Source organism: Mesorhizobium sp. B2-1-8 (assembly GCF_006442545.2).
Classification (GTDB): domain Bacteria; phylum Pseudomonadota; class Alphaproteobacteria; order Rhizobiales; family Rhizobiaceae; genus Mesorhizobium.
Genome location: NZ_CP083952.1, coordinates 1,721,315 through 1,735,556, shown reverse-complemented (window position 1 = coordinate 1,735,556; position 14,242 = coordinate 1,721,315). Strand labels below are relative to the sequence as shown.

General features: G+C 63.8%; 15 protein-coding genes. 14 read left to right on the top strand and 1 reads right to left on the bottom strand.

All coding sequences use genetic code 11. From position 1 onward, the window contains the following. Positions 1-303: 303 nt before the first annotated feature. The 4 genes from FJ970_RS08520 (at position 304) to FJ970_RS08505 (ending at position 5,059) form a co-directional block, all read left to right on the top strand. Positions 304-1,296 (top strand): ABC transporter substrate-binding protein, encoded by a 993-nt coding sequence (locus FJ970_RS08520; protein ID WP_140756366.1) that lies wholly within the window; start codon positions 304-306, stop codon positions 1,294-1,296. Between the two features lie 156 nt (positions 1,297-1,452). After that, entirely contained in the window at positions 1,453-3,006 is a 1,554-nt protein-coding gene (locus FJ970_RS08515; RefSeq protein WP_140756368.1) for a sugar ABC transporter ATP-binding protein, read from the top strand. Next, positions 3,003-3,971: an ABC transporter permease gene (locus FJ970_RS08510; RefSeq protein ID WP_140756370.1), complete on the top strand. Its 969-nt coding sequence runs from the start codon at positions 3,003-3,005 to the stop codon at positions 3,969-3,971. Before FJ970_RS08515 ends, FJ970_RS08510 begins: the two co-directional genes overlap by 4 nt. A gap of 71 nt (positions 3,972-4,042) precedes the next feature. Continuing rightward, positions 4,043-5,059: a zinc-binding alcohol dehydrogenase family protein gene (locus FJ970_RS08505; protein WP_140756372.1), complete on the top strand. Its 1,017-nt coding sequence runs from the start codon at positions 4,043-4,045 to the stop codon at positions 5,057-5,059. A 7-nt stretch (positions 5,060-5,066) separates the two neighbouring features. Here FJ970_RS08505 and phnF read toward each other — a convergent pair whose 3' ends face one another. Next, positions 5,067-5,816: a phosphonate metabolism transcriptional regulator PhnF gene (phnF, locus tag FJ970_RS08500; protein WP_140756374.1), complete on the bottom strand. Its 750-nt coding sequence runs from the start codon at positions 5,814-5,816 to the stop codon at positions 5,067-5,069. Between the two features lie 118 nt (positions 5,817-5,934). On the opposite strand from phnF, the gene phnG reads away from it, so the two are divergent. The 10 genes from phnG (at position 5,935) to phnD (ending at position 14,184) form a co-directional block, all read left to right on the top strand. Then, complete coding sequence (gene phnG, locus FJ970_RS08495) at positions 5,935-6,396, top strand: phosphonate C-P lyase system protein PhnG (RefSeq protein ID WP_140756376.1); 462 nt, start codon at positions 5,935-5,937, stop codon at positions 6,394-6,396. After that, on the top strand, positions 6,396-7,007 hold the full coding sequence (gene phnH, locus FJ970_RS08490) for a phosphonate C-P lyase system protein PhnH (RefSeq protein WP_140756378.1): 612 nt from the start codon (positions 6,396-6,398) through the stop codon (positions 7,005-7,007). The genes phnG and phnH overlap by 1 nt, the downstream gene beginning before the upstream one ends. A 2-nt stretch (positions 7,008-7,009) precedes the next feature. Next, positions 7,010-8,122, top strand: a complete 1,113-nt coding sequence (locus FJ970_RS08485) for a carbon-phosphorus lyase complex subunit PhnI (protein ID WP_140756380.1) — start codon at positions 7,010-7,012, stop codon at positions 8,120-8,122. Beyond that, the gene (locus FJ970_RS08480) at positions 8,119-9,030 is read left to right on the top strand and encodes an alpha-D-ribose 1-methylphosphonate 5-phosphate C-P-lyase PhnJ (protein ID WP_140756382.1); all 912 of its coding nucleotides are present in this window, start codon (positions 8,119-8,121) and stop codon (positions 9,028-9,030) included. Before FJ970_RS08485 ends, FJ970_RS08480 begins: the two co-directional genes overlap by 4 nt. Further along, positions 9,027-9,803 carry a phosphonate C-P lyase system protein PhnK gene (gene phnK / locus FJ970_RS08475; protein WP_140756384.1) on the top strand — a complete coding sequence of 259 codons (777 nt, stop codon included), beginning with the start codon at positions 9,027-9,029 and terminating at the stop codon, positions 9,801-9,803. The genes FJ970_RS08480 and phnK overlap by 4 nt, the downstream gene beginning before the upstream one ends. Before the next feature lie 208 nt (positions 9,804-10,011). Further along, complete coding sequence (phnL, locus tag FJ970_RS08470; protein WP_140756388.1) at positions 10,012-10,719, top strand: phosphonate C-P lyase system protein PhnL; 708 nt, start codon at positions 10,012-10,014, stop codon at positions 10,717-10,719. Then, positions 10,716-11,333, top strand: coding sequence for a DapH/DapD/GlmU-related protein (locus tag FJ970_RS08465; RefSeq protein ID WP_140756390.1), 618 nt, complete (start codon positions 10,716-10,718; stop codon positions 11,331-11,333). Before phnL ends, FJ970_RS08465 begins: the two co-directional genes overlap by 4 nt. 134 nt (positions 11,334-11,467) lie before the next feature. Continuing rightward, positions 11,468-12,178 (top strand): DUF1868 domain-containing protein, encoded by a 711-nt coding sequence (locus FJ970_RS08460; protein ID WP_140756392.1) that lies wholly within the window; start codon positions 11,468-11,470, stop codon positions 12,176-12,178. Positions 12,179-12,308: 130 nt separating this feature from the next. Beyond that, the gene (phnC, locus tag FJ970_RS08455; protein ID WP_140756394.1) at positions 12,309-13,166 is read left to right on the top strand and encodes a phosphonate ABC transporter ATP-binding protein; all 858 of its coding nucleotides are present in this window, start codon (positions 12,309-12,311) and stop codon (positions 13,164-13,166) included. A 109-nt stretch (positions 13,167-13,275) separates the two neighbouring features. Beyond that, the gene (gene phnD / locus FJ970_RS08450; protein WP_140756396.1) at positions 13,276-14,184 is read left to right on the top strand and encodes a phosphonate ABC transporter substrate-binding protein; all 909 of its coding nucleotides are present in this window, start codon (positions 13,276-13,278) and stop codon (positions 14,182-14,184) included. Positions 14,185-14,242 lie beyond the last annotated feature (58 nt).

The window sequence follows — 14,242 nt, the reverse complement described above, 5'->3', positions numbered from 1 at the left end:
CTTCACAATGTTGCGACCTCAGAAAAGAATGAACATTCCATGTTGACTGCTGTATGGAATTAATATTCCATGCTTCCGTAGAACGGAAACGGGAGCGCCTGACTAAGACTGGAGAGGAGCCGCGCCGGTAGGTGAATCGTTGTCAGGCCTTTGGGAGGACTGACTGGAAACACCGCTTGCATCGGCCGGAACGATGCACTATCAAAACAGTGCAACTGTTTTTTATTGATAAAGTTCTGTTTGGGCCACGCCTATCCGAACCGAGCTTCCGTAACGTTCACCAGGCGACTTAGGGAGGATCCCATGAAATTCGTGACCAGCATTCTCAACCGCCGCGCCGTCATGGCCCTGGCGGCAGCCTCGATGCTCGCCGGCGTCATGCATACCGCACCGGTTTCGGCGGCGGACGTGACCATTCCGATCATCGTCAAGGATACCACGTCCTTCTACTGGCAGATCGTTCTGGCCGGCGCCCGCAAGGCCGGCAAGGACCTCGGCGTCAACGTGCCGGAACTCGGCGCCCAAGCTGAGACCGACGTCAACGGCCAGATCTCCATCCTCGAGAACGCCGTCGCCGGCAACCCGGCCGCCGTCGTCATCGCGCCGACCGAAGCCAAGGCGCTCGGCAAGCCGATCGACGAAGCCGCGACCAAGGTCAAGGTCATCGGCATCGACTCGGGCGCCGACTCCAAGGCCTTCACCTCGTTCCTGACCACCGACAACGTGCAGGGCGGCCGCGTCGCCGCTGACGGTCTCGCCGCCGCGATCGGCGCCGCCAACGGCGGCAAGGTCGAGGGCAAGGTTGCGCTTATCACCGCGCTCCCCGGCGCTGGCTCGCTCGAACAGCGCGCGCAAGGCTTCAAGGAACAGCTCAAGGCTAAATATCCCGGCCTCGAACTGATCGCCGACAAATACGCCGACGGCCAGGCCACCACCGGCCTCAACATCGCGACCGACCTGATCACCGCCAATCCGGACCTGAAGGGCATCTTCGCGTCAAACCTGATCATGGCGCAAGGCGTCGGTCAGGCGATCGCCGAGAACAAACTTGCCGGCAAGGTCGGGTTGATCGGCTTCGACAGCGACGAGAAGCTGATCAAGTTCCTCAATGACGGCGTCATTTCCGGCCTCGTCGTCCAGGATCCGTACCGGATGGGCTATGACGGCATCAAGACGGCGCTCGCCGCCTCGAAGGGCGAGAAGGTGGAGGCAAATGTCGACACTGGCGCCAATCTGGTGACCAAGGCCAATATGAAGGACCCCAAGATCGACGCGCTGCTCAATCCGAAGCTCTAAGCAGCCGGTGTTCAAAACCGTTTCCGGGGCATCGCGCCCCGGAAACATCCGCCGCCACGAGCGGCTTGGCAATCGGCTGGCTTTGGCTAGGCTGTTTGAAAAGACGATCACAGCCTCGCCGGGTGCCAGCCGCGAGGCAAATCTGGGAGGATCGCCATGACGCCGACGGCGCACGAACTGCATCCGGCTCCCGCGCTGGAGCCCGGAGGGACCATCCTCGAATTGCGCGGGCTGGAAAAGCGCTATCCCGGCACTCACGCCTTGAAGCCGGTGGACCTTGCCTTCAAGGCAGGCGAGATCCACGCCATCGTCGGCGAGAACGGCGCCGGCAAATCCACGCTCATCAAGCTTTTGACCGGCGTCATGCCGCGCACCTCCGGAGAAGTGATCTGGGAGGGCCAACCGGCTGCACTGGCGACCCCGCATGAGGCGATGGCCCTCGGCATCAACGCCGTCCACCAGGAGGTCGTGCTCTGTCGTCATCTGACCGTCGCCGCCAACATGTTCCTCGGCGAGGAGAATTCGCGCTTCGGCATCCTGCAGCAGCGCGTCATGGTCAGGGAGGCGCAGAAGATCATCGACGATCTCGGCTTCGACTTGCCGGCGCATGTCACATTGGGCGATCTGACCATCGGCCAGCAGCAGTTGATCGCCGCCGCCCGCGCCACCGTGCGCGGCACCAAATTCCTGATCTTCGACGAGCCGACCGCCTACCTGACTCGCAAGGAGGCCGACCAGCTCTTCACTCTGATCCGCCGCCTGAAGTCCGAGGGCGTGACGATCATCTACATCAGTCACCGCATGGAGGAAGTGTTCGAACTCGCCGATCGTGTTTCGGTGCTGCGCGACGGCACGCTGGTCGGCACCAGGAACATCAGCGAGACCAATGACGCCGAACTCGTCAAGCTGATGATCAACCGTTCGATCGAGCAGATATATCACAAGGAGCATTTCACTCCCGGTGCCGCGATCGTCGAGGCCAGGAACCTCTCGGGCAAGGGCTTCGAAAACGTGTCGATGACAGTCCGTGCCGGCGAGATCGTCGGGCTCTACGGCCTGATCGGCGCTGGACGCAGCGAATTCGTCACCACGCTCTACGGCCGGCACAAGAAGTCGGCCGGCCAGGTCCTGTGGGAAGGCAAGGATGTCCAGATCAACTCCGAGCATGACGCCATCAAGCTCGGCATGGCGCTGGCGCCGGAAAGCCGCCGCGACCAGGGCCTTTGTCTCAACCTGCCGGTCGGCCTCAACCTCAACCTGCCGATCTACAAGCGCATCTCCAGTAATCTCTTGATATCGAACGCCAAAGAGAAGGCCGAGGCCGAACGCCAGATCGCAGGCCTCAGGATCAAGACGCCGACGCGCCATGCGTTGGCTTCCAGCCTGTCGGGCGGCAATCAGCAGAAGATCGTCATCGGCAAATGGCTGGCGCACGGCGCCAAGCTGTTCATCTTCGACGAGCCGACGGTCGGCGTCGACGTCGGCACCAAGGCGGAGATCTACCGCCTGTTCAGCGCGCTCTTGTCGAAGGGCGCGGGCATCATCCTGATCTCGTCCTATTTGCCGGAAGTCTATGAACTGGCCGACACGCTGCACGTGTTCCGCCGCGGCAAGCTGGTGGCCACGCACGGGTTCCACACCGCCGATCACGAAGACATTCTCACACAGGCGCTCGCCGAGAAACAAGAAAAGCTGGGAGGAAAGACATGAGCACCGAGGCGATTCCTGCCGAAAAACCGAAGCGCAATTACAACGCACTGTTCGGACTGACGCTGCTGGCGCTGCTGGTGCTGCTGTGGGTCATTCTGTCGTTCTCCACGTCGAGCTTCGCGTCGGCCAACAACATCTCGAATCTGCTGCGTCAGGGTTCGATGATCGCCATTTTGGCTGTCGGCCAGACCTTCGTCATCATCACCGGCGGCATCGATCTGTCCGTCGGCGCCGTGGTCGGCTTCGCAACCGTCATCGCCGCGATGCTGATTAATGCCGGCCTCCCGGTCTTCCTCGCCATCCTGCTCACCCTGCTGGTCGGCGTCGCCATCGGCCTTTTCCATGGGTTTGGCATCGTCAAGATGGGCCTGCCGCCCTTCATCATCACGCTGGCGACTCTGACCTCGCTGCGCGGCATTGGCCTTTTGATGACCAACGGCAATTCGATTTCGATCAACAATGATGCTTTCCAGGAATTCTCGCGCAACTCCTTCGTCGGCATCCCCAATCTGTTCTGGATGGTGCTGCTGGTCGGCATACCCGCCTATGTCTTCCTGCATCACAGCCGCTGGGGCCGGTACCTGTTCTCGGTCGGGTCGAACGCCGAGGCCTCGCGCCTGTCCGGCGTCAATGTCCAACGCACCATCTTCATGGCCTACACGCTGTCGGGTCTCTGCGCGGCGTTCGTCGGCGTGCTCTTGGCTTCGCGCATCGGCATCGGCAATCCGACCCAGGCCGAAGGATGGGAACTGCAGGCGATCGCCTCGTCGGTGATCGGGGGCACCTCACTGTTCGGCGCGGTCGGCTCGGTGCACGGGCCACTGCTCGGCGCCTTCATCCTGGCGACCATCAACAACGGCGCCAACCTGCTCAACGTCAACGCCTTCTGGCAGCGTGTCATCACCGGCGCGCTGATCATCGTCATCGTCTATTTCGATGGCCTGCGCCGCCGCGGCGGCAAGTAGCGGCAAACCAAAATCGATCGCCGGCCCTGTCGGAAACGGGCCGGCGATTTCGTGACAGAGTGGATTGAAGCATGAAAGCCGTCATCTGCCGCTCGCCAGGTGAGCTTATCCTGGAAGACCGCCCTGCTCCCGGCTCGCCGCCTCCCGGCTGGGCGCTGGTCGCGGTCAGCCATGTCGGCATCTGCGGCACCGACTATCACATCTTCGAGGGCAAGCATCCTTTCCTCGCTTACCCCCGCATCATGGGCCACGAAGTCTCCGGCACCGTCGTCGAAGTCGGCGAAGGAGTCGGTCTTGCGGTCGGCGAACCGGTGATCATCAACCCCTATCTCTCCTGCGGCAAATGCATCGCCTGCCGGCACGGCAAGCCAAATTGCTGTGTCAGGATCGAAGTGCTCGGCGTGCATCGCGACGGCGCCATGTGCGAACGGATCCTGGTGCCGGCGCAGAACCTTTATCCCACAAACGGGCTGTCGCTTGCCGACGCCGCCGCCGTCGAATTCCTGGCCATCGGCGCGCATGCCGTGCGCCGTGCGCGTTCCGAGCCCGGTGGACGCGCGCTGGTCATCGGCGCCGGCCCGATCGGGCTTGGCACCGCCATCTTCGCACGCATTGCCGGGCTCGAGGTGACACTTCTCGACATGAGCACCGAAAGACTGACCTTCGCCGCGAGTGAGCTCGGCTTTTCGATTCTCGACGGCTCGCAAGCACCCGTGTCCGATCTGGTGCGTGATGCGACCGACGGCGAAGGCTTCGACGTGGTCTTCGACGCCACCGGCAACACCCGGTCGGTGCAATCGGCCTTCGCCCATGTCGCGCATGGCGGCACGCTGGTACTGGTCAGCGTCGTCAAGGACGACATCGTCTTTTCCGACCCTGAGTTCCACAAGCGCGAAATGACATTGATCGGCAGCCGCAATGCGTTGCGCGCCGACTTCGATCATGTCGCCGCCTCGATTCGGAATGGTGCCGTGCCGCTTGCCAAGCTCGTCACCCACCGCACCACGCTGGCCGATACGCCAAGGGATCTCGCACGCTGGGCGCACGAAAAGTCGGGCCTGATCAAGGCCGTTATCGAGATCGGATAGCCAGGGCCTACAGCGCCGAGAGCTTCAGCTCCACTCGCTCTGCAGGAAAACGCGACTCCGAAAACTGGATCGGCTGGCCGTCGGGCGTGACGTTGACCGCCACCGTGACCAGGACTATGGCGCCCGGCTGCAGGTCGAGGTCGGCAAGGTCGGCGGCGTCCGCGTGGCGCGCCGACAGCACGGTCGATTGCCTGAGATAATCGTCTATACCGAAACGGGCGAGCGACGCGGTGATCGAACCGGTCTGCGCCATCGCTTTGTCGATGCCTGCAAAGCGCCTCGCCTCGAACCAAGCGGCGGCGCGCGACACCGGCCGCCCGTCGGCCTCGCCGCGTGTCTCCAGCCGTATCATCTCGGTGCCACGGGCCAGACCGAGCCCTTCGGCAACGCGCTGGCTGGCGGGCTCGATCGATGAGGAGAGCAGCACGATGTGCCGTTCCGACGTCTGCCCCTGCAGGCCAGTCGAAAAGCGTGTCCGCGCGCCAATCGGATAAGACAGCCGCTTGCGCGACAAGACGAAGGTGCCTCGCCCCTGCTCGGCCCGCAGCACGCCCTCCTGCACGAGGGCCGATATGGCGCTGCGTACGGTGTGACGGTTGACGCCGTAGCGCTCGGCCAGAGCGACCTCGGGCGGCAGCGCGGCATTCTCGGCGAAATCACCGGTGGCAATCGATTGCAGGATCCTGTCGGCGATCTGGCGCCACAGTGAAACACCGCTGCGCCGCTCGATGCTGTCGACCACCTGCTGCCCGATCATGTTTTTGCCCCCCGGCCAATCCTGTCACGCACCCGTCATGGACTCGCGTTAGGTAGTATGTATAATTTGTATAGTTGTCTATATCAATAGACAAATTTAGCAAAGAGGAAAGTTGGCGATGCGAGGACAGGAAGCCCGGGACCAGGCCGAGCGCAAGGCCGCCATGGCGACGCTGGCGCAATCGAGCGGCGACGACATCGTGCGGCTCTGGAACGAGGCCGGCCTGCCTTCGCAAGCCGAATTGCTGCGCGGCCCCGAGACCGGCCTGGTCACCCTGCGTGGCCGCATCGGCGGCGGCGGCGCGCCCTTCAATGTCGGCGAAGCGACCGTCACTCGCGCCACCGTCCGGCTGCCATCCGGGCAGGTCGGTCATTGCTACGCGCTTGGCCGCGATAAGCAGAAGGCGAAGCTGGCAGCCATCGCCGACGCGCTCTGGCAGGACCCTGCCCGCCGCACCGAGGTCGAGACCAGGCTTATTGCGCCCTTGCGCTCCGCTCTGACCGCTGCCCACGAAAAACGCCGCGCCGAGACGGCGGCAACGAAGGTGGATTTCTTCACCATGGTTCGCGGAGAAGACTGATGGATATCGCTGCGCAATCGATCGAAGGCGGTTTCGCCGACCCGGTCTTCAACGCCCAGGCCGTGTTTCGGGCCGTCATGGATGCCATGGCGCGGCCGGGCAGCGTCCAGCCCTTACCGGCGCGGGCCCGTCCGCCGGCGCCGCTTTCGGCAACATCAGGCTCCATTGCCCTGGCGCTGTGCGACAACGACACGCCGCTCTGGCTCGACCCGGCACTGCATGCATCCGCGGCGATCAGCTCCTGGCTTGGTTTCCACACGGGCGCACCGCTGGCCAACACATCAGCCGACGCGCATTTCGCGTTTATTGCCATGCCCGCCGAGATGATGGCGATCGATGGCTTTTCGCAGGGCACGCAGGACTATCCCGACCGATCGACGACGCTGATCCTGCAGGTCGGCGACCTCGCTTCAGGGGCCCCGCTGTTGCTGGAAGGCCCCGGCATCGAAACCAGCGCCACGATCGCACCGGCCCAGATGCCGCGCCATTTCGTCGAGCAGTGGAAGCAAAACAACAAGCGCTTTCCTCGTGGCGTCGACATCATCCTCGCCACATCGGACGGCATAGCCTGCCTGCCGCGCACGACGCGCATCGAGACGATGGAGGCTTGAAGATGTATGTCGCGGTCAAAGGTGGCGAAGCCGCAATTGCCAACGCTCACAGCCTGCTTGCCGACCGCCGGCGCGGCGACCGCTCGGTGCCAGCGCTGCGCCTTGACCAGATTGTCGAACAACTGGCGCTCGGTGTCGACAGGGTGATGAGCGAAGGCTCGCTCTATGACCGTGAATTGGCGGCACTCGCCATCGTCCAGGCCCGCGGCGACATGATCGAGGCGATCTTCCTGGTGCGCGCCTACCGCACCACGCTGCCGCGCTTCGGTTACACCAGCCCGATCGACACCAGCGCGATGCTGGCCGAACGGCGCGTCTCGGCGACCTACAAGGATCTGCCTGGCGGCCAGTTGCTTGGTCCGACTTTCGACTACACCCACCGCCTGCTCGACCCGGAGCTTGCCGCCGGCGCCGATGTCGCCGAACCGTTGCAGCGCGCCGGCGAGGCCGAGGCCATGCCGCGTGTCTCGGCCATCCTCGCCCGCGAAGGCCTGATCGAGCCCGATGGCGACATGCCTCAGGACCACGTTCCCGGCGACATCACCCGCGAGCCGCTGGAATTCCCGATGGCGCGCGACATCCGCCTGCAGGCGCTGTCGCGCGGTGACGAGGGTTTTCTGCTGGCGCTCGGCTATTCCACGCAGCGCGGCTATGCCCGCAACCATCCCTTCGTCGGCGAGATCCGCATCGGCGAGGTCGAGCTGGAGCTCGACGTGCCCGAACTGCCGTTCGCCGTGCCGCTCGGCACGGTGCGGGTCACCGAATGCCAGATGGTCAACCAGTTCAAGGGTTCGGCCAAGGCGCCGCCGCAATTCACCCGTGGCTACGGCCTCGTCTTCGGCCAGAGCGAGCGCAAGGCGATGGCCATGGCGCTCTGCGACCGGGCGCTGCGCGCCTCCGAACTCGGCGAGGACATCCTTGCTGCCGCGCAGGACGAGGAGTTCGTCATCTCGCACTCCGACAATGTCCAGGCCACCGGCTTCGTCGAGCATTTGAAGCTGCCGCACTATGTCGACTTCCAGGCCGAGCTCGACCTCGTGCGCCGCATGCGCGCCGAGTATGAGGCCCGCGAAAATCCAGCAAAGGCGGAAGAAAAGAAGGAGGCAGCGGAATGACTGCGCAACCGACCGACATCGCCACCTACAACTTCGCCTATCTCGACGAGCAGACCAAAAGGATGATCCGCCGCGCGATCCTCAAGGGCATCGCCATCCCCGGCTACCAGGTGCCGTTCGCGTCGCGCGAAATGCCGATGCCCTATGGCTGGGGCACCGGCGGCGTCCAGGTCACGGCATCGATCATCGGCCCCGATGACGTGCTGAAGGTCATCGACCAGGGCGCCGACGACACCACCAATGCCGTCTCGATCCGCGCCTTCTTCAAGAAAGTCGCTAACGTCGCGGTGACGACCGATACTGCCGCCGCCACCATCATCCAGACCCGCCATCGCATCCCCGAACATCCGCTCACCGCTGGCCAGGTGCTGGTCTACCAGGTGCCGATTCCCGAACCGCTGCGCTTCCTCGAGCCGCGCGAGACCGAAACACGCAAGATGCATGCGCTGGAGGAATATGGCCTCATGCATGTGAAACTCTATGAGGACATCGCCAAACACGGGCGTATCGCCACCACCTATGCCTATCCGGTCAAGGTCGAGGGCCGTTATGTGATGGACCCGTCGCCGACGCCGAAGTTCGACAATCCCAAGATGCACCGCTCCCCGGCCCTGCAGCTGTTCGGCGCCGGCCGCGAAAAGCGTATCTACGCGGTGCCGCCCTTCACCGATGTCGTCAGCCTCGACTTCGAGGATCATCCGTTCGAGGTGCAGACTTTCGACCAGCCCTGCGCGCTGTGCGCGGCCGAGAATGTCTATCTCGACGAGGTCATCCTCGACGACCATGGCGGCCATATGTTCGTCTGCTCCGACACCGATTATTGCGAGAAGCGGCGTGAAGAGGGCCATCGCGGCCACCTTGCCCCCGAAACCGATCTTGCCCCAGGAAACATGGAGCCGGCGCAATGACCGACGAACCGCTGTTGCGCGTCTCGGCGCTGTCGAAATTCTACGGCTCGCGCGTCGGCTGCGACAACGTCTCTTTCGACCTGTGGCCGGGCGAGGTTCTGGCGGTCGTCGGCGAATCCGGCTCCGGCAAGACGACGCTGCTCAATTGCCTGTCGACGCGGCTGCTGCCCTCCTCCGGCACCGCCAGCTACCGCATGCGCGACGGCCACTTCCGCGAACTCTACCGCATGAGCGAGGCCGAGCGCCGCTTCCTGATGCGCACCGACTGGGGTTTTGTCCATCAGAACCCGGCCGATGGGCTGCGCATGACCGTGTCGGCCGGCGCCAATGTCGGCGAGCGTCTGATGGCGGTCGGCGAGCGCCACTACGGCAAGATCCGCGCCACGGCGGTCGACTGGCTGTCGCGCGTCGAGATCGAGGAAGACCGCATCGACGACGAACCGCGAGCCTTTTCCGGCGGCATGCGCCAGCGCCTGCAGATCGCCCGCAACCTCGTCACCGGGCCACGGCTGGTGTTCATGGACGAGCCCACCGGCGGCCTCGATGTTTCCGTGCAGGCGCGCCTGCTTGACCTCCTGCGCGGTCTGGTCACCGACCTTGGCCTTGCCGCGATCGTCGTCACCCACGACCTCGCCGTGGCGCGGCTTCTGTCGCAGCGCATGATGGTGATGAAGGACGGCCGCGTCGTCGAAAGCGGCCTCACCGACCGCGTGCTCGATGACCCGCGCGCGCCCTACACGCAATTGCTGGTTTCCTCGATCCTACAGGTTTGACGATGGCGCTTGAACACCCCCCTCTGGCCTGCCGGCCATCTCCCCCTCAAGGGGGGAGATTGGCAGTTTCCATGTCCCGCCTATTCTACAATGCAGCAGATTGGCGACGACGAATGCGACAGCCGATCTCCCCCCTTGAGGGGGAGATGCCTGGCAAGGCAGAGGGGGGCGCTGTCCCGCCGACGATTGACGGTTGGAGAACCTTCTGATGCCGACCCCTCTCGTTGTCTCCGACGTCGCCAAGAGCTTCACCATGCATCTGCGCGACGGCATCAAATTGCCTGTCGTTGCGGGTGTCTCGTTCTCGATCAAGGCGGGTGAATGCACCGTGCTCGGCGGCCCGTCCGGTGCCGGCAAGAGCTCGATCCTGAAGATGCTCTACGGCAACTACGCCGTCGACGAGGGCCAGATCATCGTCATGCACGAGGACGGGCTGATCGATCTCGCCCATGCCAGCCCGCGCACGGTGCTTTCCGTTCGCCGGCAAACGATCGGCTATGTCAGTCAGTTCCTGCGCACCGTGCCGCGCGTTTCGGCGCTCGATGTCGTCGCCGAACCACTGGTCGAACGCGGCGAGGAGCGTGAGGTCGCGAGGGGTAAGGCACGGGCCCTGTTGGCCCAGCTCAATCTGCCGGAAAAGCTCTGGATGCTGCCGCCGGCAACCTTCTCCGGCGGCGAGCAGCAGCGCGTCAACATCGCGCGCGGTTTCATCACCGAACATCCGATCCTGCTGCTCGACGAGCCGACCGCATCGCTCGACGCGACCAACCGCGACGTGGTGATCGAACTCATCGCCGCCAAGAAGGCGGCAGGCGTCGCCTTGCTCGGCATCTTCCATGACCACGAAGTGCGCGAGGCGGTGGCCGACCGCGTCATCGACGTTACCGCCTTCGCGCCGGGAAAGCTCGCCGCATGACCAGGAAATTGTCGGAGACGCCGCTGGTCCACCCGACGGCGGAGGTGCACAACTCGACGCTCGGCCGCTGGACCGAGATCGCCGACCGCAGCCGGGTTTCGGAAAGCGAGCTCGGCGATTATTCCTACATGATGCAGGACTGCGCCGTCTGGTGTGCGACGATCGGCAAATTCGCCAACATCGCGGCCAGCGTGCGCCTCAACGCCACCAACCATCCGACATGGCGGCCGACGCTGCACCACTTCACTTACCGCGCGTCGGACTATTGGGACGACGCTGAGCATGAGAGCGAATTCTTCGCTCAGCGTCGCGCCAAGCGCGTCACCATAGGCCACGACACCTGGCTCGGCCACGGCTCGACCGTCCTGCCCGGCGTCACCGTCGGTGATGGTGCCGCGGTTGGCGCTGGCGCGGTCGTCTCGAGGGACGTCGCGCCCTACACCATCGTCGCCGGCGTGCCGGCCAAGCCGATCCGCGAGCGCTTCGACCGGCGCACCGCCGAGCGCTACCAGGCACTGGCCTGGTGGGACTGGGACCATGCCAGGCTACGCGCTTCGCTCGACGATTTTCGGGATTTGTCGGCCGAGGCGTTCCTGGAGAAATACGAAGGATAGCGCAATTCCAGGAAAACTGGGAACCGGTTGCGTCAGGCAAAGAGACAGAGCCCTCACATCATCGTCGTAGAGCGAGCCTGTTCATATCCCTGACATAAGATTCGGACAGGACGCCATCTCCCAAGGAGATCGCCATGCTCGAAACTGTCAGGCCCTCGCTCGCCGGATTCTTTGCCGGCTCCAATCCGTCGCCGCCGACGCATCTCGGCACGCGCTACGACGCGTCGGGCAATTTTCTCCTCGAGCCCGGCAACACCGTCGTCAGCCATCTGGTCAGCGGCTCGCCATCCGAAGCGGTGGTGCTCACTGTACGCAATCGGATGATGGCAATGCCGGACGCCGATCGCCTCGCCTTCACGCCGGTCTCCAGCCTGCACATGACGCTGTTCCAGGGCATCATCGAATATCGCCGCCGGTTGCCTTACTGGCCGCGGGACGTCCCGCTCGACACCAGCATCGACGCCATGACCCGGCTCTATCTGGAGCGCCTCAAGGGTTTCGAGGGCGCCGGCCCGTTCAACATCGAGGTGCTCGAGATCGTGCCGACCGGCCTCACGGTTGCCGGCGCGACCGACGAGGACATGCGCATCATGCGTGCATGGCGCGATGCTCTGACTGTGCCGTTCGGCTACCGGCACCCCGACCACGACAATTACGTCTTTCACATCACCTTCGCCTACCAGATCCAGCGTCTCGCCGACGACAGCGCTGCCGCATGGCAGGCACTGTTCGACGATTGCCTGGCGCTTTTCGCGCGGCAGGCTCCGGTGATCGAGATCAAGGCCCCCGCCTTCTGCGCATTCCGCGACATGAAACATTTCGAGGAATTGCTGGTGCTTGGCTGATCGCCAGCAGGACGCCGACCGTCGTATCTGTGGAGCGTAACAAAACTGACATGCCGGCGACACGGCAGGTTCATGTGGCTGCGTTAGGCGAGAGCCTGACGATCAATATGGACCGGACTGGAACCAGCCCATGTCAGCAAGCTCTGCCACGCTCGAAATCCGCGGCGTCAGCCGACGATTTGGCAAGAACACCGCCGTCAGTGACGTCAACATCTCGATCCCGCAGGGGCAGATGGTTGGCGTCATTGGCCGTTCGGGCGCCGGCAAGTCGACTCTTCTTCGCATGATCAACCGTCTTGTCGATCCCAGCCAGGGGTCGATTTTTTTTGACGGCGCGGAGGTTTCCCAGTTGCGCGGCTCGCCCTTGCGGCGCTGGCAGCGCGATTGCGCCATGATCTTCCAGCAGTTCAACCTGGTGCCGCGCCTCGACGTGCTGACCAACGTGCTGCTCGGCAAACTGAACCACCGCTCGACCCTGTCCAACCTTCTCGGCATGTTCTCGCGCGCCGAGTGCGCAGAGGCGGTCGCCGCGCTCGAGCGGCTCGACATCGCCCGTACGGCACTTCAGCCGGCCGGCACCTTGTCTGGCGGCCAGCAGCAGCGCGTCGCCATCGCCCGCGCCATGATGCAGCAGCCCAGGGTGATCCTCGCCGACGAGCCGATCGCCTCGCTCGACCCGCTCAACGCCAAGGTGGTGATGGATTCGCTGCAGGACATCAATCTGCGCGAAGGCATCACCGTCGTCACCAACCTGCATACGCTCGATACCGCTCGTACCTATTGCAACCGCGTCATCGGCATGGCCGCCGGCAAGGTCGTCTTCGACGGGCCGCCCGAAGAGCTCGACCGCGACGCCGTGCGTCTTGTCTACGGCGCCGACAGCAATGGCGGCGAGATATCGGAGGTCATCACCTCCACCAGCGTAGCCTTCAAGCAGAAGATCGCCGCATCCGCCGGACCGCTCGAACCCGCATTTCCGGGATACTGAGCCCATTACGGGCATAGCGAGCAGCCTGGATCGTCCGCCCGCGTCAAGGGCACTTGTCAAGATCAAGAACGCTGCCGGCGCGGGGCCGGAACTTACAGGAGAGATATCAATGTTCAGGAAGATGGTTTTCGGTGCCGTTTCGGTGCTCGCCATGGCCACCAGCATGGCCCACGCCGCCGACATGAAGGAATTTCGCGTCGGCATTCTCGGTGGCGAAAACGAAACCGACCGGCTGCGCAACTACCAGTGCCTGGCCGATCACCTGAAGACGGAATTCGGCTTCGAGAAGGTTTCGCTGTTCCCCGCCGCCGACTATGACGGCGTCATCCAGGGCCTGCTCGGCGGCACGCTCGACTTCGCCGAACTCGGCGCTTCCGGCTATGCCAGCGTCTATCTCAAGGATCCGAAGGCGGTTACCCCGATCCTCACCACCAAGCAGACCGACGGCGCCACCGGCTATTATTCTATCGGCCTGGCGCTGAAGACCTCCGGGATCACCGACATCAAGTCGGCCAAGGGCAAGAAGCTCGGCTATGCCGATCCGGATTCGACCTCCGGTTACCTGATCCCGCTGACCCAGATTCCGAAGACCACCGGCGCCTCGAACGAAGCCTTCTTCGCTTCGACCCAGTTCAACGGCGGCCACGAAAACAACGTTCTGGCCGTGCGTGATGGCAAGGTCGACGTCGCGGTCGACGATTCCTCGGGCATCGGCGACTTCAAGAACGGCTACACCTCCGGCACCTTCCACAAGGAAGTCGCCAAGGGCGCCGTCGACCCCAACGACTTCGTCGAAGTCTGGCGCTCGGGCCTGATCCCGAACGGCCCGCTCGTCGTGCGCACCGCGATAGGCGACGACATGACCGCCAAGCTGGCCGCCTTCTTCACCGATCTGCCCAAGAAGGACAAGGCTTGCTTCGAAGGCGTCGAAGGCGGCGACTTCACCGGCTACGTTCCGGTGAAGCCGGACTTCTACAAGGTCATCGTCGAAGCCCGTAAGGCAGCCATCGGCGGCTAACGGCGAAATTGCAAAGGGGCGGTACTTCGAAGTACCGCCCCTTTTTGCATCTCCGATC